20 protein-coding genes are annotated in these 22,683 nt (G+C 43.2%); 11 read left to right on the top strand and 9 right to left on the bottom strand.

What is annotated here, in order from left to right; genetic code table 11:
* Positions 1–128: 128 nt before the first annotated feature.
* Positions 129–1,586 (top strand): OmpA family protein, encoded by a 1,458-nt coding sequence (locus ACG9ZB_RS06505; RefSeq protein ID WP_419324967.1) that lies wholly within the window; start codon positions 129–131, stop codon positions 1,584–1,586.
* 111 nt (positions 1,587–1,697) lie between these two features.
* The gene (locus ACG9ZB_RS06500; RefSeq protein ID WP_419324965.1) at positions 1,698–2,723 is read left to right on the top strand and encodes a DUF1311 domain-containing protein; all 1,026 of its coding nucleotides are present in this window, start codon (positions 1,698–1,700) and stop codon (positions 2,721–2,723) included.
* A gap of 99 nt (positions 2,724–2,822) precedes the next feature.
* On the opposite strand, the gene ACG9ZB_RS06495 is transcribed toward ACG9ZB_RS06500, so the two are convergent.
* The 8 genes from ACG9ZB_RS06495 to ACG9ZB_RS06460 form a co-directional block, all read right to left on the bottom strand.
* Positions 2,823–4,232, bottom strand: coding sequence for a short-chain fatty acid transporter (locus ACG9ZB_RS06495; protein WP_419324963.1), 1,410 nt, complete (start codon positions 4,230–4,232; stop codon positions 2,823–2,825).
* 134 nt (positions 4,233–4,366) lie between these two features.
* A complete protein-coding gene (locus tag ACG9ZB_RS06490; protein WP_419324961.1) occupies positions 4,367–4,996 on the bottom strand; it encodes a 3-oxoacid CoA-transferase subunit B in 630 nt (209 codons plus the stop codon).
* Positions 4,997–4,999: 3 nt separating this feature from the next.
* Complete coding sequence (locus ACG9ZB_RS06485) at positions 5,000–5,704, bottom strand: CoA transferase subunit A (RefSeq protein WP_004982282.1); 705 nt, start codon at positions 5,702–5,704, stop codon at positions 5,000–5,002.
* A gap of 26 nt (positions 5,705–5,730) precedes the next feature.
* A complete protein-coding gene (locus tag ACG9ZB_RS06480; protein ID WP_419324959.1) occupies positions 5,731–6,633 on the bottom strand; it encodes a hydroxymethylglutaryl-CoA lyase in 903 nt (300 codons plus the stop codon).
* Positions 6,630–8,621 (bottom strand): acetyl/propionyl/methylcrotonyl-CoA carboxylase subunit alpha, encoded by a 1,992-nt coding sequence (locus ACG9ZB_RS06475; RefSeq protein ID WP_419324957.1) that lies wholly within the window; start codon positions 8,619–8,621, stop codon positions 6,630–6,632. The genes ACG9ZB_RS06480 and ACG9ZB_RS06475 overlap by 4 nt, the downstream gene beginning before the upstream one ends.
* Before the next feature lie 20 nt (positions 8,622–8,641).
* On the bottom strand, positions 8,642–9,436 hold the full coding sequence (locus ACG9ZB_RS06470) for an enoyl-CoA hydratase/isomerase family protein (protein WP_419324955.1): 795 nt from the start codon (positions 9,434–9,436) through the stop codon (positions 8,642–8,644).
* A gap of 10 nt (positions 9,437–9,446) precedes the next feature.
* Positions 9,447–11,048: a carboxyl transferase domain-containing protein gene (locus tag ACG9ZB_RS06465; RefSeq protein ID WP_419324953.1), complete on the bottom strand. Its 1,602-nt coding sequence runs from the start codon at positions 11,046–11,048 to the stop codon at positions 9,447–9,449.
* Between the two features lie 36 nt (positions 11,049–11,084).
* Positions 11,085–12,257 carry an isovaleryl-CoA dehydrogenase gene (locus ACG9ZB_RS06460; RefSeq protein WP_419324951.1) on the bottom strand — a complete coding sequence of 391 codons (1,173 nt, stop codon included), beginning with the start codon at positions 12,255–12,257 and terminating at the stop codon, positions 11,085–11,087.
* A gap of 148 nt (positions 12,258–12,405) precedes the next feature.
* Here ACG9ZB_RS06460 and ACG9ZB_RS06455 point away from each other — a divergent pair, with 148 nt between their 5' ends.
* The 8 genes from ACG9ZB_RS06455 to ACG9ZB_RS06420 all read left to right on the top strand — a co-directional run bounded on the left by ACG9ZB_RS06455 (position 12,406) and on the right by ACG9ZB_RS06420 (position 19,261).
* A complete protein-coding gene (locus ACG9ZB_RS06455; RefSeq protein ID WP_419324949.1) occupies positions 12,406–13,032 on the top strand; it encodes a TetR/AcrR family transcriptional regulator in 627 nt (208 codons plus the stop codon).
* Between the two features lie 100 nt (positions 13,033–13,132).
* On the top strand, positions 13,133–14,821 hold the full coding sequence (locus ACG9ZB_RS06450) for an AMP-binding protein (RefSeq protein WP_419324947.1): 1,689 nt from the start codon (positions 13,133–13,135) through the stop codon (positions 14,819–14,821).
* 74 nt (positions 14,822–14,895) lie between these two features.
* The gene (gene bioB / locus ACG9ZB_RS06445; RefSeq protein ID WP_419324945.1) at positions 14,896–15,888 is read left to right on the top strand and encodes a biotin synthase BioB; all 993 of its coding nucleotides are present in this window, start codon (positions 14,896–14,898) and stop codon (positions 15,886–15,888) included.
* A 70-nt stretch (positions 15,889–15,958) separates the two neighbouring features.
* A complete protein-coding gene (locus ACG9ZB_RS06440) occupies positions 15,959–16,633 on the top strand; it encodes a class I SAM-dependent methyltransferase (RefSeq protein WP_419324943.1) in 675 nt (224 codons plus the stop codon).
* Positions 16,634–16,686: 53 nt separating this feature from the next.
* Complete coding sequence (locus ACG9ZB_RS06435; protein WP_419324941.1) at positions 16,687–17,484, top strand: thioesterase family protein; 798 nt, start codon at positions 16,687–16,689, stop codon at positions 17,482–17,484.
* 91 nt (positions 17,485–17,575) lie between these two features.
* Positions 17,576–18,349 carry a Rossmann-like and DUF2520 domain-containing protein gene (locus tag ACG9ZB_RS06430; RefSeq protein WP_419324939.1) on the top strand — a complete coding sequence of 258 codons (774 nt, stop codon included), beginning with the start codon at positions 17,576–17,578 and terminating at the stop codon, positions 18,347–18,349.
* A gap of 127 nt (positions 18,350–18,476) precedes the next feature.
* Positions 18,477–18,983, top strand: a complete 507-nt coding sequence (locus ACG9ZB_RS06425) for a fatty acid desaturase (protein ID WP_419324937.1) — start codon at positions 18,477–18,479, stop codon at positions 18,981–18,983.
* Positions 18,932–19,261, top strand: a complete 330-nt coding sequence (locus ACG9ZB_RS06420) for a fatty acid desaturase (protein ID WP_419324935.1) — start codon at positions 18,932–18,934, stop codon at positions 19,259–19,261. The genes ACG9ZB_RS06425 and ACG9ZB_RS06420 overlap by 52 nt, the downstream gene beginning before the upstream one ends.
* Positions 19,262–19,315: 54 nt before the next feature.
* Here ACG9ZB_RS06420 and trmB read toward each other — a convergent pair whose 3' ends face one another.
* Positions 19,316–20,032, bottom strand: a complete 717-nt coding sequence (gene trmB / locus ACG9ZB_RS06415; RefSeq protein WP_419324933.1) for a tRNA (guanosine(46)-N7)-methyltransferase TrmB — start codon at positions 20,030–20,032, stop codon at positions 19,316–19,318.
* A 192-nt stretch (positions 20,033–20,224) separates the two neighbouring features.
* Between trmB and ACG9ZB_RS06410 the strand changes: the two genes are divergently transcribed.
* Complete coding sequence (locus ACG9ZB_RS06410) at positions 20,225–22,678, top strand: ExeM/NucH family extracellular endonuclease (RefSeq protein WP_419325040.1); 2,454 nt, start codon at positions 20,225–20,227, stop codon at positions 22,676–22,678.
* Positions 22,679–22,683 lie beyond the last annotated feature (5 nt).

The raw sequence follows: 22,683 nt of genomic DNA, 5'->3' as shown, positions 1-22,683 counted from the left end.
TTCGGCTGGCTTTTTTATTGGGCATAGATAAAACTAATGCAAATACAATATTTTACAAAGTGTAAAAAATGAACAGATAAACTGGAGAATGATGATGAAAACAATGAGAAAAAGTGGGGTAAGACTTCATGAATGTCGATTTTATGGATTTACTAAAACAAAATGTCTCTGCAATTGTTTTAGAGGGTGATACACAACATTTACTTGAAAAAAATCAAGCAATTCAATCCTTTTTACCAATTTTACTGTCTATATTAAAGTCAAAGTCTGAACTGATTCCTGCATTTCAACAGCAGTTGAATCCACGTCTCAATGATGCTTTTGTATCGAATGTCAGTCTCAAGCAGCAGTTTTTGGAGCATGTCCGCGGGGCAGCGTCCGCAGATGAAATTGAAAGTACCTTGAGCCGTTCGATTACACCTGCATTAGCATTTTTAACGACAGAGGCAGGTTCTTCAGAACCTGAAGCGATTTCCCATTTACTACAGCTCAACACAGATTCCATTAGTCGTGCCTTACCTGAGTGGGCAACTGCATTACTGGCTGGATTAGGGGTAAATAGCTTACAAGGACAAGCTACACATGTCGCACCTGCAAGTGTACATGCTACAAAAGTAGATGAGAAACGGTCATTTTTACTGCCAATTTTGGCTTTAATTATTTTTGCGGCATTGTTTGCTTTTATTTTTAGAGCCTGTACCGAAAAAGCCACAACTGAAACAGCACCTGCTGCAAATGTGAATGCCAGCCAACCCGCTAAATTTCAAATCACCACAGGGGCAACAGGAGACTTGGTCACCTGCCAAATTTTCTCAGCCAATGCGGCTTATGCTGAAATTTTACAAAAAGAAGTAAAGCAAATTTTTAATAACAGCATCGGTTGTGGTGCAGATATGCAGAGTATATATCACACTGAATTTATCGACCAAGATGCGATACCCAGTGTAATTAGTGTATTGAAAGGTGTGCCAAATATAAATTTAACCTGGTTTGGCAATCAGTTATCGATTCAATCACAAGATCCAGCCAATGCACTTAAAGTGGCAGATCAAATTAAACCTTTACTGCGTAATATGACAGTTGTGACGCAGCAACCACTGGATGTAAACCGTGCCGTTGATACCAGTATTAGTGATGCTGAGCGTGCACTGGCAGAAATTAATCCTGAGCAAGTTCGAGCACTAGACGTTGCCACGGCATTGAACTTGCAAATTATTAACTTTGATACAGCTTCATCGAGTATTCCTGATGTTAATAAGTCGATTTTGGATCAGGCCGCAGCGCTGATGCAAAAAGCACCGCAAGTCAAACTGACCGTGATGGGGCATACAGATGCAACGGGAGATGCAGCAGTCAATAAAACCTTGTCGCAAAATCGAGCGCAAGCGGTTGTGGATTATTTAATTTTTAAAGGCGTCGATCCTGCGCAGTTGAGAGCGATTGGTTATGGTCAAGAAAAGCCAATAGCAGACAATCAAACCGATGAAGGCAAGTTTAAAAACCGCCGTATCGAGTTTGAGGTTTTAAATACAGACTCTGGTGTGGTGCGTGAGGTGGATGATCGTGGTGTTGAAAAGGTCAACTAAGCGATGTTTTAACCCTGCTACGGCAGGGTTCTTTTATATAGCTACTCGCATAAAAGCTTATTTTTTGGTTAAATACGCTGCGAAAAACAACAGCCTTATGGTTTTATAACAATGATGAAGAAAACAATTTTTACCAGTCTAATCTTGAGCAGTTTCTTTTTAAGTGCTTGTAACCGAACCGAGAATAAAACAGAAACAGTTGCTGAACCGCAAGAAATGTCAGATTGGAGTTGTACGGCTCCTGCCAATGTCGAACAAATTCAAGCGCATTTAAAAGCTGAATACTTAAAAGCCCTAGACCGCCGTTTGCGTGATAGCCGTGAATATGAGGCCGATGAAAAATTATTAACGCAGATTAATAACGGTATTCGCTTTGAAATTAAAGGCATTTCAACGACCACAGAAAAGCCTGAAACCGCGAAGCAATTGGACTGTGAAAGCCAGTTGGTGGTGATTTTCCCGAAAGGGTTACAGAAACGTGCTGAAAATGCGTTTTTAGCGCGTTCATGTGAAGAGTGTGAGGATGGTTATGGAAGTACTCTACGCGATGTCCTAGAAGATGGTGAATACTCACTCCGTTTGGACAATGATCAACTACAAGGTGCATTCAGCTATAACATCATTAAAACAGATAAAGAGGGCATTAGCCTCAACGTACCTAATCAAAATGGTGTGATTGATGGTGTGGTTCTCGTAACACAAAATGCAGTGCAGTTTGCAGCCTATGAAAAAGAAAATGCAGAAATCCAAGCGAATATGAAGCAATATAACGAGCAAGAAGTTGCGCAGATGGAACTGGCTCAAAAAGCCATGAATATCCGTAAAAAAGAACTGGATGCAGATCAAGTCAAAGTGGTGGAACGACTGAACCAAACTTGGGACAATTTTACTGAGGAGCAAAAACAGCAGCTACAACAAGACCAAACCGAGTGGTTTGAAAAACGTGATGTAGACTGTAAAGTGATTTCCCAAAAAAGCGTCTACCAAATGACGGATAGTGAAAAAGAAACCTATCAAAAGCAGTGGCGATATTGGGATGATGCTTTACGTGCTCAAGACCAACAATTGCAATATACCAAGTGCTTTAATCAAAAAACCAATGAGCGCATTGTGTATTTAAATAACGTGTTTAATTAATTGGGCTACATTAAAAATACGCTTTATTGAGTATTTATAGAATGAGAAAAGGACGAATATGATTCGTCCTTTTTTATTTAGATTGTGTTTTTTCCTCGTTTAGAAGGTGGGTGGCATATAGGTCAGGCTACGGCCTAAAATCCAAAGTAGGAACAGCACCAAAGGCAGATGGAAAACCAATTGAGTGACGGTAAAGCCGATCACATCTTTGGCTTTTAATTTGAGAATGCCAAGCATTGGCAGCATAAAAAATGGGTTGATTAAATTCGGCAAGGCTTCAGCAGCATTATAGATTTGCACCGACCAGCCTAAATGCACTTTTAAATCATGTGCAGCTTGCATGACATAGGGTGCTTCAATAATCCATTTACCACCGCCAGAAGGAATGAAAAAGCCTAAAATGGCAGAATATAAGCCCATCACAATGGCAAAGGTCTCTTTGGAGGCAATCGAAACAAAAAACTCAGCAATATAATGAGATAGCGATAAATCATGACTATTTAACGCTTGTGTCATCATAAAGGCGATACTGCCATACAGCGGAAACTGAATCAGAACACCTGAGACCGCTGGCACGGCTTTGGTAACGGCATTGAGGAAATTTCGTGGCGTACTATGTAGTGCAATACCCAGCATGAGGAAAATAAAGTTGTAGGTATTTAGGCTTGAAATGGCCAAGATCGGATTACTTTTGCTGAATTCATTGAACATCCAAACTAGCCCCAAGAGCACAATCAAGATACTCAATAAAGGTGAGTTCTCTAACCAGTCTCCTGGGCGTTTTGTGGTTGGTGTTGGTTTAACTTCTTCCTCAAACTGAATGGGGAATTGATCAATGGTTTTAATGTCTTGGCCTTTGGGTGCAGACCAAAATGCAATAGCGATCGAGGCAATAATCAACACAGCCGTCATGATCATCGACTGAGGCAAGAAAATGGTTTCGGTGAAGGGAATCACACCGGTTAGATTGTAAATTGATTCGGGCAGGCTGGCTTTGTTGGCTTGCAGTTGTGCCGCAGAAGAACTAATACCTAAGGCCCACGTCGCCCCCATACCAATAATCGCGGCAGCAGCAGCAGCACGATAGTCCATATTCAGTTCTTTGCGTTTAGCTAAAGCAATTACCAGCAGGGCAGTCAGTACTGTACTCATGGCCCAGTTTATCAGCGAAATTAATAAACTGACTGTCGCAACAAGTACAATCGCACCGCGGCCACTATGGGGGATTCGGGCCATTTTTTGAATCAGTAGTTCTACAGGCTTTGAAACAGAAACCACATAACCAACCACAATCAGCATACACATTTGTAAGGTAAAAGGAATCAGACTCCAAAAACCATCACCAAAGGAAACCGCGACATCTTTGGCAGGTGCGCCGATGCTGATTGAAGCAATCGCGACGATCACGACACCCAATAGGGCAAAAATATAAGAGTCTGGAAACCATTTCTCCGACCAATCACTGACACGTAGTGCAAAACGTTGCAAAATATTTTGAGAGTTTTCCATGCATTGATTCCATTTTTATCTATGAGGTATGAATTTTTGATTCAGCCTATCCGTGCTGATAGAAATGCCTTTAAAACAGGATCGCTGCTTTAAAGGCATTGGATTATTTTTTCTATTGTATAAATGATGTTGAATTAGCGGATCAGAGCAACACCTGTCACTTTTTGAATGTCTTCAAAACTGATATCTTTCGCCAGTTCAACCAATTTCACACCCTCCTGTGTAATGTCCATGACACCGAGATCAGTAATCACGCGATGTACGACATTTTTACCTGTCAGGGGCAGGCTACACTGCTCGACAATTTTCGATGTACCATCTTTTGCAGAGTGTTCCATGAGCACCACCACTTTTTGTACTCCAACAACCAAATCCATCGCGCCACCCATGCCTTTGACTTTTTTACCCGGAATCATCCAGTTGGCCAAATCACCATTTTGTGAAACTTCCATTGCCCCTAAAATGGCGATATTGACATGACCTCCACGGATCATGGCAAAAGAATCTGCACTAGAGAAAAATGCAGCCCCCTGACGTGCCGTAACAGTTTGTTTTCCAGCATTGATTAAATCGGCATCGACTGTTTCGGCTGTTGGAAACTCACCAATACCTAACAATCCATTTTCAGACTGCAACCAGACGTTGACGTTTTCAGGAATATAGTTGGCCACCAGTGTGGGTAAGCCAATGCCTAAATTGACATAAAAACCATCTTCCAGCTCAAGCGCTGCACGTTGTGCCATTTCATTACGAGACCAAGCCATGGGTTAAGCCTCCTCTTTTAATGTGAGTTGTTCGATACGTTTTTCAGGGTTTGCATTCAGCACAATGCGATTGACATAAATACCCGGCAGGTGAATCTGGTCTGGATCTAAAGCGCCAATTTCAACAATTTCCTCAACTTCGACAATGCAGACTTTTCCAGCCATGGCACATACTGGATTAAAGTTTTGTGCGGTTTTACGGAAAATTAAGTTACCTGCAGTATCGGCCTTGTATGCCTTCACGAGTGCAATGTCTGCGGTGAGCGAGTTTTCTAGAATATAAGGTTTGCCATTAAACTCACGTTCTTCTTTGCCTTCAGCGATGAGCGTACCCACACCTGTTGCGGTAAAAAATGCAGGAATGCCTGCGCCACCTGCACGAAGTTTTTCTGCCAGTGTGCCTTGAGGCGTGAGTTCAACTTCAAGCTCGCCACTTAAAAACTGCCGTTCGAATTCTTTGTTTTCGCCCACGTAAGAAGCAATCATTTTTTTTATTTGTTTGCTTTCGAGGAGTAAGCCTAAGCCGAATCCATCAACGCCTGCATTGTTGGAAATACAGGTCAGATTTTTTACGCCCGTTTGTTTTAAGGCCGCAATCAGACTTTCTGGAATACCGCATAAACCAAAGCCACCAACCGCTAAGGTTTGACCATCTTGAACCACATCTTGCAGTGCATCCTTTGCACTTGAATAAACTTTATTGACCATAGTGTTCTCGTTATCTATTGAATGGCTTAGGCACAGCGCTTTTGCCAGTAGGCATTGGCATAATTAGATGGATTGGTGCGTTGTAGTACTTGGCTGATGTTTTGGCTGGCAACCATCAGTGCATCAAGATCAATCCCTGTGTCATAGCCCATGTTGGAGAGTAGGTAGTAAAGGTCTTCTGTGGACACATTGCCCGATGCGCCTTTGGCATAAGGGCAGCCGCCTAAACCTGCAATGGACGAATCAAATACACGAATGCCTTGTTCTAAAGACTGGTAAATATTGGCAATGGCCATGCCATAGGTATTATGAAAATGTCCTGCTAAACTTGCGGCATCCATTTCAGCTAAACATGCCTGCCAGACTTTTTTCACGCGGTCTGGTGTCGCCGTGCCAATCGTTTCACCTAAGGATACTTCATAGCAGCCCATGTCTAGCAAACGTTGACTGACGTGTGCAACTTTGCTCGGTGCAATTGCGCCTTCATAGGGGCAGTCCACAATACAAGACACATAACCACGGACTTTGATGTGATGAGTTTTTGCAGCAGTCATGATATCTGCAAACTTTTCAAAGCTTTCATCAATTGAGCAATTGATGTTTTTTTGGGTAAAGCTTTCGGAAGCTGCGGTAAAAACGGCAACCTCCTGACAGCCGACAGCCAATGCAGACTCAAACCCTTTTAAGTTCGGAGTCAATAAACTAAAACTGATATTCGGATCTTTAGGTAAGCTGGCAAAGAGTTCATCACTCTGTGCCATTTGTGGAACCCATTTTGCAGAGACGCAAGACCCCACTTCAATAGCACTGAGTCCTGTCTGCATCAAATCTAAAATCAGTTTACGACGGTCATCCAAAGTGAGCGGTGTCTTTTCATTTTGCAAACCATCTCGCGGCCCGACTTCGACAATTTTGACAAATTCATTCATGCGGCACCTTCTAAGCTTGAAAACTCAACCAATTCATCGCCTGCTTTGACCTGATCACCGACTTGGAAGTAAGCCGCAGAGACAATGCCGTCATGTGGAGCACGAATTGAATATTCAATTTTCATCGCTTCAAGCGTAAGGAGGACATCATCTTTTTTCACTGCACTGTTGTTTTGTACCAAGACTTGCGTGATCACACCCGGCATTGGTGCTTTTAAGTTATTGGCATCAGAAGCATCATCTTCAGTATTAAAGTTAGGCTGAATATGTGCAAATTTATAGCTTTGACCGTCTGCATACAGCGTTAGGCCCTGTGCATTCGAACTATAAGCATAGGTCTTCTTGCTTGTTTCACATTCAATTTTAGCTAAATGTGCCTCTAACAATTCACCCTGAATGAAAACGCTCTTTCCATTGTACTTCGCTGTAAAGCCTTTTGCTGTTGGGCTGAAATAGACTTTATGTTCTTCATCGTTTAGTGCCAGTTTAATGGCATAGCTGGCATTAATATTTAAACGCCATAGAGACTCGGTTTGCCATACAGAATTTGCAGCTATTTTATTGCTGGCAAAGCGAGACAAGAGTTCAATCAATGCTGCCGTAATGATGAGCTCTGAAGAGGCTATTTCAGTGTGTTGCAGTAAAAACGCTTCTTCACGTTGAATTAAGTTGGTGTCTAGATTGGCGGTCTTAAACGATTCTGAACGGACCAAACGGTCTAAGAATGCAATGTTATTGCCCAAGCCATCGACATGAAACTGACTGAGTGCATGGTGCATTTGTGTGAGTGCTGCTTCACGATTCTTCGCCCACACAATTAATTTGGCAATCATTGGGTCGTAAAAGGTGGTGATTTCATCCCCTTCAACAATGCCACTGTCTACACGGACATGCTCATTTTGCTGAGGGTAGTGCAGGTAGTGGATTTTTCCAATCGCAGGTAAAAAGCCTTTTTCAGGCTCTTCAGCATAGACACGCGCTTCTAATGCATGGCCATGAATACTGAGCTCGTGTTGTTGTTTAGGTAGCGGTTCACCAAAAGCTACACGCAGTTGCCATTCCACCAAATCTTGCCCTGTAATCATCTCTGTTACAGGATGCTCAACTTGCAGGCGAGTATTCATTTCCATGAAATATGCCGTGCCGTCTTGTTCCACAATAAACTCAACTGTCCCTGCACCGACATAATCCACTGCACGTGCTGCATCAATAGCGGCTTGGCGCATGGCTTCGAGTTTTGGCTCTGCCATTTTGGGTGCAGGTGCTTCTTCTAATACTTTTTGATGGCGACGTTGTACCGAACAATCGCGTTCAAATAGATGCACATAGTTACCATGCGTATCACCAAAAACTTGTACTTCAATATGGCGCGGTTGTACTACATAGCGTTCAACCAGTACATCGTCATTGCCAAAGCTTGAACGTGCCTCACTTTTACATGAAGCTAGATGGCTTAAAAAGTCTTCGCCACGATCCACCAAGCGCATGCCTTTACCACCACCGCCAGCACTGGCTTTAATCAGTACAGGGTATCCAATGGCATCGGCTTGTTGTTTTAAAAAATCAGGATCTTGGTTGGTGCCATGGTAGCCCGGTGTCAGCGGTACACCTGCTTTTTCCATTAAGGATTTAGAAGTGGCTTTGAGGCCCATGGCTAAAATGGCATCTACAGGTGGGCCAATAAAGATAATGTTGTTTTTTTGGCAGGCATTGGCAAATTGGTCATTTTCAGATAAAAAACCATAACCTGGATGAATGGCTTCTGCACCTGTGTCTAAGGCAGCTTGGATAATACGTTCAATTTGTAGGTAGCTTTGTGCAGCAGGAGATTCGCCGATATAAATGGCTTCGTCGGCTTGTTGCACGTGCTGTGCCTGAGCGTCAGCATCTGAATAAACTGCAACGGTGGCAATGCCCATTTTTTTTGCAGTACGGATCACGCGACAAGCAATTTCACCACGGTTCGCAATTAAGATTTTATTAAACATATCGATATCCTTTCTTGTTGTTATGCCGTCGTCTTGATCCAGACTGGACTGTGTTTATTTAAAAAAGCATTTAAGCCACTTTTCGCCTCTGATCCTTGGCGTATATGGGCAATATGTTGTGCGGTTTGCAACAATAATGCTTCGGTTAACACTTGCTGGTCGACCATTTGGATGAGTTGTTTTGAAGACGTTTGTGCTTCTGGACCACCCAAAAGTAAGGCATCAACTATTTCTGCAACTTTTTCATCCAACTGTTCGGCATCGGCCACCACATGCGCCAGACCAATGTGTAGGGCTTGTTCCGCAGAAATACGTTCTGCGGTTAAAAAGTAGCGTGAAGCCTGACGTGCGCCAATCGCACGAATCACATAAGGGCTAATGGTTGAAGGGGCTAAACCTAAGCGCACTTCAGAGGTCGCAAACTTAGCATCACTGCTTGCTACACAAATATCACATGCAGAAGCCAGTCCCATGCCACCACCAAAAGCAATGCCTTGCACGCGGGCGATGGTCGGTTGTTTTAAAGTCGCTAAACTTTGTAGCATTTTCGCTAGTTTTAATGCATCGGCTTCATTTTCATCCTGTGAGGCTTGTCCCGCTTCTTTCATCCAGTTCAGGTCTGCACCCGCCGAGAAGCTTTTGCCACGTCCAGCTAAAATCACGACACGAACATCATCACGCGTGTTGAGTTCGCTAAAGCAGCGGTGCAGTTCTTCAATCACTTGAGTATTGAAGGCATTATGCATTTCTGCACGATTAATCCATACCGTTGCCACTTGGTCGCGTTGTTCGAGTTGTAAATATTGAAAGCTCATCGCTCATCTCCTACATGCGGAACACGCCGAATTTGGTCGGTTGAATGGGTGCATTTAAGGCTGCGGCTAAACTTAAACCGAGCACCTGACGGCTTTGTGCAGGGTCAATCACACCGTCATCCCACAAACGCGCCGATGCATAATATGGATGGCCTTGACGTTCAAATTGGTCACGGAAGGGTTGTTTAAAATCATCTTCTTCTGCGACTGACCAAGACTCACCACGTTTTTCGATTTGGTCTCGTTTTAAGGTCGACAATACACTTGCCGCTTGTTCACCACCCATCACCGAAATACGCGAGTTCGGCCATGTCCACATGAAGCGTGGTGAATAGGCACGACCACACATACCATAGTTGCCTGCACCAAATGAACCACCAATCACAAGAGTGAGTTTTGGGACATTTGCGGTGGCAACAGCCATGACCAGTTTAGCGCCATTTTTGGCAATGCCTTCATTTTCGTATTGGCGACCGACCATAAAGCCAGTAATGTTTTGAAGGAACAGGAGGGGAATATTGCGCTGCGTACAGAGCTCAATAAAGTGAGCCCCTTTTTGTGCAGATTCTGAAAATAAAATACCGTTGTTTGCAATAATGCCAATGGGCATGCCATAGATTTTGGCAAAACCTGTGACTAAGGTGGTGCCAAAGCGAGCTTTGAATTCATCAAAACGTGAACCATCAACAATACGCGCAATCACTTCACGAATATCGAATGGTTTGCGTGCATCACTTGGCACAACACCATACAGTTCAGTTGCATCAAATAACGGTTCTTCAATCTCTGTTGCACGCGTTTGTGGTGTTTTATTCAGGTTCGCCACGATATTACGAGCAATGGCAATGGCATGTTCGTCGTTCTCAGCCAAATGATCCGCCACACCAGACAGGCGAGTATGCACATCACCACCACCTAAGTCTTCACTGCTAACCACTTCACCCGTTGCCGCTTTCACCAATGGCGGGCCGCCTAAGAAAATCGTCCCTTGGTTACGCACAATAATGGTTTCATCAGACATGGCAGGTACGTATGCCCCCCCAGCTGTACAACTGCCCATTACCACCGCAATTTGGGCAATTCCCATGCTTGACATGCGTGCTTGGTTATAGAAAATACGGCCAAAGTGATCACGGTCAGGGAAAACTTCATCCTGCATCGGCAAATATGCACCGCCTGAGTCCACCAAATAAATACAGGGCAGATGGTTTTGCTCCGCAATTTCTTGAGCACGTAAGTGTTTTTTCACCGTCAATGGGTAGTACGTGCCGCCTTTCACTGTCGCATCGTTGGCGACGATCATGCAGGTCACACCATTGACCTGACCTACACCAGCAACGACACCGGCCGCAGGCACATCGTCTGCATAGACGTTTTGTGCCGCCAACTGACCAACTTCAAGGAATGCCGTGCCTGCATCAATTAACTGATCAATACGATCACGTGCTAACAGTTTTCCGCGTGCCAAATGTTTTTGTCGCGCCGCTTCACCGCCGCCTAAAGCAATTTGTTCTGCTTTTTGCTTTAAGTCATCGACCAAGCTTTGCATCGCGGTTTGGTTGGTTTTGAAGTCTTCACTTCGAATATTGATCTTGCTATGTAATTGATTCATCACGAACATCCTTGTCATTTTTATTGTTGTGGAGGGTTAAGCTGTTTCATTAAACAGTTCACGGCCAATCAACATACGGCGAATTTCAGAAGTTCCCGCGCCAATTTCATAGAGTTTTGCATCGCGCCATAGACGGCCTGCAGAAAATTCATTGATATAGCCATTTCCACCTAAGGTCTGAATGGTTTCACCTGCCATCCATGTGGCTTTTTCAGCAGCATATAAAATTGCACTGGCTGCATCTTTACGTAGGCTACGGCTATGGTCGGCCTTATCGCACTCAGCACCCACGGCATAGACTAGCGCTTTACATGCCAACCAAGTCGAATACATATCGGCAATTTTTCCTTGCATTAGCTGGAATTCACCGAGCGCTTGGCCGAATTGTTTACGGTCATGGATATAGGGAATCACGGTGTCCATGCAGGCATCCATAATGCCTAAAGGACCTGCACTTAAAACCGCACGCTCATAATCCAAACCACTCATGAGCACTTTGGTGCCGTTTCCAACACCGCCCATTACGTTTTCTTTTGGCACTTTCACGTTGTCAAAGAACAGCGGGTAAGTATTCGAACCACGCATACCCAATTTGTCTAAATGTGTCCCATGACTAAAACCTTCCATGCCTTTTTCTACAAGGAAGGCTGTCATGCCTTTAGCACCTGCATGCAGATCCGTTTTGGCATACACTACAAGCACATCAGCATCACCACCATTGGTGATCCACATTTTTGAACCATTTAACAGGAAGTGATCGCCACAATCTTCAGCTTTGAGTTTCATGCTGACTACATCTGAGCCTGCGTTTGGTTCAGACATTGCGAGTGCACCGACGTATTCACCTGAAATTAGCTTCGGTAAATAACGTTGTTTTTGTTCCTCGCTGCCATTTCGGTTAATTTGATTCACACATAGGTTAGAATGTGCACCATAAGAAAGACCAATCGAAGCTGAAGCACGTGAGATTTCTTGCATGACAATGATATGTGCCAAATAACCTAGGCCTGTACCGCCATATTCTTCACTGACGGTTAGACCGAGTAAGCCCATATCGCCAAATTTTTTCCACAGCTGAGCAGGGAATTTGTTGTTCTGATCGACTTGTTGCGCTATAGGAGCAATTTCTTTGGCACAAAACGCAGCAACGGAATCACGCAGTGCAATGAGTGTTTCATCTAAACCGAAAGTTAAGCTTTGGAAGGTCATTTCTTCATTCATCCTATGATTGTATTTGTTGTTCCTGATAAAGCATTTTTGTTGTGCTTGATTTTTACAATACATCGAATTTTTAAAAAAGTGAACTAAAATTCACAAATTGATTTACAATTCATTTTATCTGGTTGAGAATAGAATTATGAGTTATAAAAGATCATCGTTGATGCAAGAACGAATGGAACAAAATCGTGAAGCGATTTTGCAATCTGCTCGTGAACTTATTGCTCAAGGGGGGATTAAAGACGCGCAAATTCAAGCAATTGCTGAACGCGCGGGTGTTTCGAGTGGTTTGGTGTATCGATACTTCGATAACAAAAGCCAAGTGTTAATTGAGGTTTTGTCTGAGGCCATACAGCATGAGGTGAAAATTTTAAATCACATTGCTGAAAGTGAGCTCTCATCAAAACAGAAATTGGACAAGGCGGTAACCACGTTTGTGAAACGTGCCCTGAATAGCCCCCAACTTGCGTATTCACTCATGTTTGAGCCAGTCGATGCTGAGTTAGAACATGAACGTTTTCGCAGTAAACAGATGATTAAACAGAGCATGAAAGAAATACTGGCCGCAGGGAAAATTAACGGTGAGTTTGGATTTGAAGATTTAAATACCGCAGCACTTTGTGTGGTCGGTGCCATGACTTTTGTGGTGATTGAGCCTTTAAATCCGTCTCGAAATGTGATGTTTGATCAAAACTATAAAGACTACTTTGTGAAACAAATTGCCGAATTTTGTGTCAATGCAGTTCAGGTTCAGGAGGAAAAATAGTAGCAGGTGTGAACACAAAGGCTTGGTGTTTGAAGGGAAGTAGTCATAGAACAATTAAAATTGAATAACAAGATTACAATGAATCAAGGAGATCGATTCGATGACACAAGAACGGTTAAGTTATGCCTATGGAACGAGCAGTCAGCCCTTATTAGGCATGACGATTGGTGAGAAATTTGATCAGGCTTGTCAGCAGTATGCGGAACAAGATGCTGTTGTCAGCCTGCATCAAAATGTCAGACTCACGTATAAGGAATTACAAACTCAGGTCAATGCATTTGCCTGTAGTTTACTAAAACTAGGCTTGAAAAAAGGCGATCGACTTGCGATTTGGTCTCCGAACTGTGTGGAATGGGCGATTACCCAGTTTGCTGCGTTTAAAGCAGGTATCATTTTAGTCAACTTGAACCCTGCTTATAAAAGTAATGAGCTCGAATATGTGTTGAATAAAGTCTCTTGTAAGGGCTTAGTCATTGCATCACAATTTAAAAGCACGAATTATCAAGATATTTTAATGAAAATTGCCCCTGAAATTAAAGGTGCTGAAAATAAAGTGTTAAAGGCAGAACGACTGCCACATTTGAAATATATTATTAAAATTGATGAAGAAGAACATACGGGTTTACATCGTTTTAGTGATTTGCTCACTCCCCCTAGCAAGAGACAGCTCAATCAATTAGAGCTCGTTGCAAGCGAATTGCAGTTTGATGAAACCATCAATATCCAGTTTACTTCGGGCACCACAGGTAACCCGAAAGGCACAATGCTGACACATAATAATATTCTAAATAATGGTTATTTTGTTGGTGAAGCCATTCACTTAAGTCCTGCCGATCGAGTCTGTATTTCTGTGCCGCTCTTTCACTGTTTCGGTATGGTGATGGGTAATTTGGCCTGTATTACGCATGGTTCAACCATGGTCTATCCATCGGCAGTGTTTAATCCTTTAGAAACGTTAAAAGCCATTCAGCAAGAAAAATGTACGGCTGCATACGGTGTACCGACCATGTTTATTGCCATTTTAGAGCATGAACAGTTTGATGACTTTGATCTTTCCAGTTTACGTACAGGCATTATGGCGGGTAGTCCGTGCCCACGTGAAATTATGCAACGTGTTATTGATCGGATGCACATGTCCGAAATTACCATTTGCTATGGTATGACTGAAACGGCACCTGTCAGTGCACAAAGCTCAACCTCCGATTCAGTTGAACAACGAGTCGGAACCGTAGGGCGCGTCCATCCACATCTTGAAATTAAAATTGTTGATGAACAAGGCAAAGTTGTACCGCGCGGTCAGTTGGGTGAACTGTGTGTTCGTGGCTATTCGGTGATGTTGGGGTATTGGGAAGACCATGAAAAATCGCAAGAAGTGATTGATTCAGCACGCTGGATGCATACAGGTGACATTGCAGAAATGGATGAAGCTGGCTTTGTGAAAATTAAAGGCCGAATTAAGGATGTGGTCATTCGTGGCGGAGAAAACCTATTCCCGAAAGAAATTGAAGACTTTTTATATACCCATCCTGATGTCAGCGATGTCCAAGTCATTGGTCTGCCAGATGCGCGTTATGGTGAAGAGTTGTGTGCATGTATTATTTTACATGAGCATCATGAAATTACTGAAGAGTCGATCCGTCAGTACTGTGCAGAACACATTTCACACAACAAAGTTCCACGTTATGTTCGTTTTTTTAATGAGTTCCCAATGACAGCTTCAGGCAAAGCGCAGAAGTTTAAATTGCAGGAATTTATGCGTAATGAACTGAACTTGAAAGAAATCGCATAAGGTTGAAGACGGACTTTCCTTTGCTGCGTTGAAGCCGAAGGAAAGTCCGAAGTGAAAAGTAAAAGGAATAGCATATGCACCTGAAAAATGATTGGACTCGCGCTGAAATACAAGCACTCTACCAACAGCCTTTTTTGGATTTGGTCTTTCAAGCACAGCAAACTCATCGTCAGTACTTTGAAGCGAATGCCATCCAAGTCAGTACTTTACTGTCGATCAAAACAGGCAAATGCCCTGAAGACTGCAAATACTGTTCACAGTCTGCGCGTTATGACTCAAAGCTTGAAGCTGAAAAAAGAATTGCGGTTGAAAAAGTCATTAGCGAAGCACAGCAGGCGAAGGCCTCGGGTTCTACACGGTTTTGTATGGGCGCAGCATGGCGAAATCCACATGAGCGAGATATGCCTTATGTTTTGGATATGGTGCGTGAAGTCAAAGCTTTGGGTTTAGAAACCTGTATGACCCTAGGCATGCTGAATGCCTCCCAAGCAGAGCGTTTAAAAGGTGCAGGACTCGATTATTACAACCATAACTTAGACACGTCTCGTGAGTACTATCCCAATGTGATTAGTACGCGTAGCTTTGACGACCGTCTAGATACCTTAAGTCATGTTCGAGAAGCAGGCTTAAAAGTGTGTAGTGGCGGAATTGTTGGCCTAGGTGAAGAGACCAAAGATCGAATTGGCTTATTATTTGAATTGGCGACTTTACCCATACATCCCGAATCTGTGCCGATCAACATGCTGGTTCCTATGCAAGGTACGCCTTTGGCAGAAGTTGAAAAGTTAGATGTGACGGAGTGGATTCGCACTATTGCGGTAGCACGTATCATTATGCCGAAAAGCTATATTCGTCTGTCCGCAGGACGTGAATCGCTGTCCGATGCCGACCAAGCTTTGGCTTTTATGGCCGGTGCAAACTCACTGTTTTCGGGTGAAAAATTGCTGACTACGCCAAATACAGCACAAGGCAAAGACCAACAACTCTTTCAAAAACTGGGTCTACATGCAGAAAAAGCCAAACCGCAACTTGCTGAGTTAACGGTCGATGCTATGGCTGTAGCTTAAGTGCTAGAACATGCGGTCATGAAAGTGTAGATTTAGGGCGACGATTAAAAATAGATGAGTGAACAATAAAATGGCGAAAGACTTTCAGAGTCAAACTGTAGTGGATGGTTATGATCAACATATTCGTAAGCTCATTCCAGGTTATGAGTTGGTTCATCTGCAAATTCAAGCCATTTTAAAAACACATCTACCAGAACATGCGCATGTATTGATTGTGGGATGCGGTACAGGTTATGAGCTTTCATATTTGTTGGCGCAGCATCCGACGTGGAGTTTTACCGCTGTCGACCCCTCTTTGACCATGATTGAAAAAGCGCAGCAGTTATTGAGCGAGACCCATAGTGATTTAACGCGGGTTCACTTTGTTGATGGTGATACGACGGCATTACAGGAAAGTGCACAGTTTGATGCCGCTTTAGCCATATTGGTGGCGCATTTTATTCCACTTGAAGCAAAGTCATTCTTCTTTGCCGACATTTTACGCTGTCTTAAGACGCAAGCCATTTTACTGAGCTATGACCTGATGCGTTCCAGTGATGAAGCTGAACTCAAGGTTCTACAAACCTTATGTCAGAGCAATGGTTTGACGGTGGTACAGAGTGAAAAAATGATTGAGCGCCTGCAACAAGATTTTTATTTGGTCTCGGCCAGTCAGATGCAAGAGCTTCTGACTAAAGTTGGATTTCATGAAGTACGAACTTATAGTCAACTGTTGAATTATTATGGTTTTTTTGCACAAAAATAAAAACCAATGGCAGTGAAAAGATACATTTTAAAGATAAAAATGAAGGAATACACATGGCAGCCTATTATCAACTTTTAAATCGTGAACAGCACAGTGATGGGAGCTGCACGGCGTCGTATCTTTCCAATATTCATGCCCAAGGCGCATGGAACCCGCATGAACAGCACATGGCACCTGCAACAGGGGTTTTGTGTACGGAGTTAGAGCAGTTTCAACCACGCGATGAGATGCGCATTGGACGCGTGAGTTTAGATATTTTTGGGCTGATCGCTTTTGGTGAGTTTACGGTGCATACCCGTGTCATTCGTGCTGGAAAAACCATTGAACTGATCGAGGCGGAAATGCAGGCAAACGGGAAGACTTGTATTGTGGCCCGTGCTTGGAAAATGATGAAGCAAGATACCAGTGCAATTGCAGGGCTAGAAGATCAATCGATTGTACATCCTGAAACTTTGCCAGTATGGGATGGGATGAAATGTTGGCCGGGTGGTTATATTCAGAGTATTGAGACACGTGCGGCAGAAGGGCACCGTGCGGGTAAAGGCATTGTCTGGTTACATAATGATTTGGACATGGTGGAAGCTCAGAAAACATCAAGTTTTGTGCGCTTATTGGGTATGGTGGATACAGCCAACGGTATTGTGCCACGTCAAAATCCAGCATCTGGATGGGGCTTTCCCAATTTAGATCTACAACTGCATTTATACCGTTTACCCCAAGGGAAATGGTTAGGTTTGGAAGCGACTCAGCAATATGGTGATGATGGTATTGGCTTAACCAGTGCGGTTTTGCACGATGAACAAGGGCCATTTGGCCGTAGTGAACAGATTTTGACTCTTCGTAAGTTTTAGTGGGTCAGTGTCAATTTAATAAAAAAAGGATGAATTGCTTCATCCTTTTTTTATTGGCATGCTGTAGGCACTTTAAAATAGTGAAATGAAGATGCGGATCAGTTTAATTGGAGCGGGGCGGGTGGCTCATCATTTGGCCAAAGCCCTGATGTCTCAGCATGAAATCATCAATATTTATAGTCGAAGCTTCGACAAAGCTACAGATTTGGCGCAAGTCGTACATGCAAAGGCGGTCAGTCATTTTCAGCAGTTAAATGCTGATGTGGATGTGGTGATGATTGCAGTAAGTGATCAGTCTATTCCCAGTGTGATTTCGGCCTTGACTGAATATCTGCCGAATGTGTTGATTGTACATACTTCAGGGAGTACAGCGCTTTCAGTTTTGTCGACGAAACATGCACGTGCAGGGGTGTTTTATCCTTTACAGACCTTTAGCTTGGAACGTGAAATTGATTGGTCAAATACACCGTTATTTGTGGAAGCCACTGAAAATACGGATCTTCAAAGACTACATACACTGGCAGAAAGCCTGAGCCAACGCGTGTATAGCTACAGCTCTGCGCAGCGTCTAAGTTTGCATTTAGCGGCTGTCTTTGCTTGTAATTTTAGTAATTATTGTTATGACATGGCGAAACAAGTGGTGGATGCAGAGCAGGTCGATTTTAGTCTGTTATACCCTTTGATCTTAGAAACCGCGCAGAAAGCCACACAGAATGACCCGAAGCACATGCAAACTGGCCCTGCGATGCGTCAGGATCAGAATATTCTACAGATGCATCAACAGATGTTTGCACAAGTTCAACGAGAAGATCTTGCCGAAGTGTATGCCTTAATGAGTCAGCAGATCAGTCAACGTCACAGTTGACATTCAAAATAAGAAACGAAGAAGCGAGCCACAAAGAACAAGCAAAGCCACTGAAAACGTGGCTTTTTTTATGTCCTAAGATTCGGTACAGTATTGCTTAAAATAAATACAAACAAATAGAGGGCGTATGCGTTCACATTCATTATTAGAACAAGTGCAGTGGAAAGATCTCGTTCATTTAGGCCGTAGCGATGTGATCAGTGAATTATTTATTTCTTTACCGTGGTTGATTGTCTCTTTCATTTTTGCAAGTTTACAGTGGTATGTCTTAGCGCTGTTTTGCTCGTTTATGTTTTTCTTAACAGGACTCAGACAGGTCCATAACGCTTTTCATTTTGCCCTAGGTATTAGCCGTCCTGCGACTCATTGGGTCATGTTTTTTTTGAGCATCGTCATGCTCGGCTCGATGCATGCTGTACAAATTAATCACCTGCGTCACCATCAGCATTGCATGCAGGAAGAAGATATTGAAGCGAAAAGTGCAACCATGAAGTGGTGGCAAGCCTTACTTTTTGGTCCTATTTTCCCATGGATGTTGCATAAAAAAGCCTTTGAGGTTGGGACTAAAACCCAGAAAAATGGATGTCTACTGAGCTTGTTGCCAACGTCATGGTATTGTTTTTGGTTTTTGTGATCTTGGATATCAGTATTTTAAAATACCATGTCAGTGCCATGTTGATTGGACAATGCATGACGGCTTTTTTTGCGGTGTGGACGGTGCATCATGATACGGAAGATCATGTGTATATGACGCGTACTGTGCGTAATGAGTTTAAACGGGTCGTGACCTACAACATGTTTTATCATGTGGAGCATCATTTGTTTCCCGCAGTGCCGACACGACGTTTACATATTTTGGCAAAACGCTTGGATCAACATGATCCAACGGTTGAAATTCGGCATGTATTTTAATAATTTAAGCATAAAAAATAGGGCTCTCGGCCCTATTTTTATGAGATCTGAAATTTATTTAATTTTCTTAAATAAGAAGTCGTTGATCTTATGACCTTCTTCGAGTCCACGACGTTCAAATTTAGTTTGTGGACGCCAGTCTGGACGCGGGTAACTGTTACCTTTACCTGCCATATTTTCAAGATTTGGACGGTTATCGAGTACATCAATCATCCACTCTGCATACGGTTCCCAGTCTGTCGCTGCGTGGAATGTGCCATCCATTTCCAACTTTTGCTCAACCAGTGGCATACGGTCATGTGACACGAAACGACGTTTGAAGTGGCGTTTTTTCTGCCATGGGTCTGGGAAGTACAGTTGCACAGCGTTGATGCTGTTATCTGGCATTTCACGTAATACTTGAATGGCATCTGCATCTAAAAGACGAAGATTGGTTAAACCTGCAATTCCAGCTTCATACACACATTGCGCAATCCCCGGAACATGCACTTCAATCCCGACATAGTTACGTTCAGGGTTGGCCTGCGCCATCAAGACCAATGAACGTCCCATACCAAAGCCAATTTCAACCGTGAGCGGACGCTCTGGATGTTCAAACTGCTGGCGTAGGTCACCTACAGGGTATTCCAAAATCATGTGACCATATTGTTCAAGCGCAGTGCGTTGCGAGGTGTTCAGCGGAGATGAACGACGCATAAATGTCACAATTTCGCGGTGTTCATTTAAGTTGTCTAGCTCGACGACTTGCTGGTCTAATTGATCATTCGTCATAATTTTGGCAGATGTAGAAATTCGAAAGCGGTATTGTAAGTCCTGAGCAGGACAAGTCAAATTTTTTACTCAGAATTTATCAAATTCAGCACGCTCTATTTTGATTAGCCTAAAAACTGTCATCATTTATTAATCATGATGTAACGAATAAAAATTAACCTACCATACGATTTAACCAACTGATAAAAAATGATGAAAAATTTTAAGCCACAGATATTAAGCCTGAGCCTGATTTTGGCAGGTTGTTCTTTTCCTGCGTATGCACAACTATTATTTAGTCAGTATGTAGATGGAACTTCAAATAAGAAAGGATTGGAAATTTATAATCCAGATCCGACGACGGTCAACTTGGCAGAATATCAGATCAAGCAATACGCAAATGGCAGTAGCAGTGCAAATTTGACGGTGAGTTTGTCAGGGCAATTGGCAGCAAAGGGGCATTATCTGGTCGGGCATTCTGCTTTAAAAGAAGAGCTGGGCGATGCGGTACAACAGCAGGCGAACTTAGCTTTCAATGGTGACGATGCTTTAGTGCTTTATCATAATGGCGTTGCGATTGACCGCTTTGGCACAGTGGGTGAACGCCCAAGCACTGGATGGGGGGGTGTTGCAACAGCGAATAGTTTTAAACGCACACTATTAAGTAATCATGTTTCCAGTGCAGGGATTGACGTTACCGCACCATTTGATTTGGCATCGGCATGGGAAAAATGGTCAGATCGAAACGCATTTTCTAGTTATCTTGCTGGAAATGCGGCACCACCCCTAACCACTGTGAACTGTAGTACGACAGCGACCCCAATTGCGGCATTGCAAAGTGCAGCGCAAGATGCGGAATATGTGGTGAAAGGCGTAATCACGGCTGATTATCGTTATAACAATGGTTTTTCAGGTTTCTTTGTCCAAACCCCAGATGCTCAGGCAACTGCAAATACCAGTAATGCTGTATTTGTCTATGTCCCATCTTCAAGTAGTGTGACAGGTGGGCAAGTCGGGCAGGAAGTTATTTTCAAAGGCAAATTGAAAACCTATCAGAACCAATTACAGCTTCAAGATTTAAGCAGCGATATTAATGTCTGTAATCCTTCGGCAAGTGATTGGGTTAAACCAATGGCGATCAATTTGCCCTTTGATAATTTGACTGAAGTGTCAGGCCACGCACCAAAACGTTATCAGGGCATGTTGGTCAATATTCCTCAAACGCTCACGGTCAGTGAAAACTATGACTATGGACGTTATGGTCAGTTGGCTTTAAGCCCCGCGCGTTTATATATCCCAACCAATTTATATCCTGCCAACTCAACCGAAGCCAAAGCGCTTGCACAACAGAATTTACGTTCGAAACTTATTTTGGATGATGGTTACAACAATCAGAACAGAACGCCGTGGTTGCCAACGTCCTTTAGTGCTAAAAACACCCTACGTACAGGTGCACAACTGCAAAATGTACAAGGTATTTTAGAATACCGCTATAACCAATGGCGAATTCAACCTGTGCTTGGTGCAACATCGCCACAAGTCTTAGACGCGACAAACCCACGTGCAAGCGTTCCAGCAAAGGCTACACAGCAAGTTCGTGTTGCAGCATTTAATGTACTGAATTATGACAATGGTTTGGCACAAGGTTTTCCGACCGAACGTGGTGCAAGTTCCGAAGCTGAGTTTAAAAAGCAACATCAGAAAATTGTCAGTGCATTAAAAGCGATTGATGCAGATGTTTATGGTCTGATGGAAATTGCCAATAATGGTTATGGCGAGCGTAGTGCAGTTGCATATTTAGCCCAAGCGTTGGGGAGTGACTGGAAATATGTAACGCCTCCGAATGCTGACAAACTTGGAACTGATGCGATTGCTGTCGCCATTATTTATAATGCCAAGCGGGTCAAACCAATCAATGAAGCAGCGGTCTTTGATGACCAGAGCCAGAAAAATCGTGTCACGATGGCACAAACCTTTCAAGCTCTATCAGGTGGGAAGACTTTTACAGTTATTCCAAACCATTTGAAGTCTAAAGGTAGCTGCCCAGATGATAAAACTTCGATAGAGGCAGATCAGGGCGATGGTCAAGGATGCTGGAATCCAACCCGCGTTAAAGCAGTGCAAGCGTTAATGCAATGGGTCGCAAAAAATCCAACGCAGGTGAGTAAACCAAATGTCTTACTGTTAGGTGATCTGAATAGTTATGCCAAAGAAGATCCAATTTTGGCGCTTGAACAAGCCAACTATAAAGTGTTGTTGAATGATGAAAAAATCGGTCAGGGGAAAACAGCTTATAGCTATGTCTTCGGTGTAGCCAGTAATACCGAAGGTTATGGCGGTGCAGGCAACTTAGACCATGCGATTGCCGATGCAGCACTTTATCCTATGGTGAAAAAAGCATTTGCATGGCCTATCAATGCGGATGAGCCGACGGCACTGGACTATAACGAAGAATATAAAACTGAGGAGCAAATTGCTGCATTCTATGCGGACGATGCTTACCGCTCTTCTGACCATGATCCTGTGATTGTGGATTTAGACTTAAACGATGCAGTGGTTAACGATGATGATAAAACCAGTGCGGGAAGTACAGGACTGTGGTCTGCATTAGGGTTAATTGGTTTGGCCTTGTATGGCAGTTTAAGACGTCGCAAAAATCAGTCTTAACTCTC

The sequence above is a fragment of the Acinetobacter johnsonii genome, from assembly GCF_048551975.1.
Classification (GTDB): domain Bacteria; phylum Pseudomonadota; class Gammaproteobacteria; order Pseudomonadales; family Moraxellaceae; genus Acinetobacter; species Acinetobacter johnsonii_A.
This window is presented reverse-complemented; position numbering and strand designations above follow the sequence as displayed.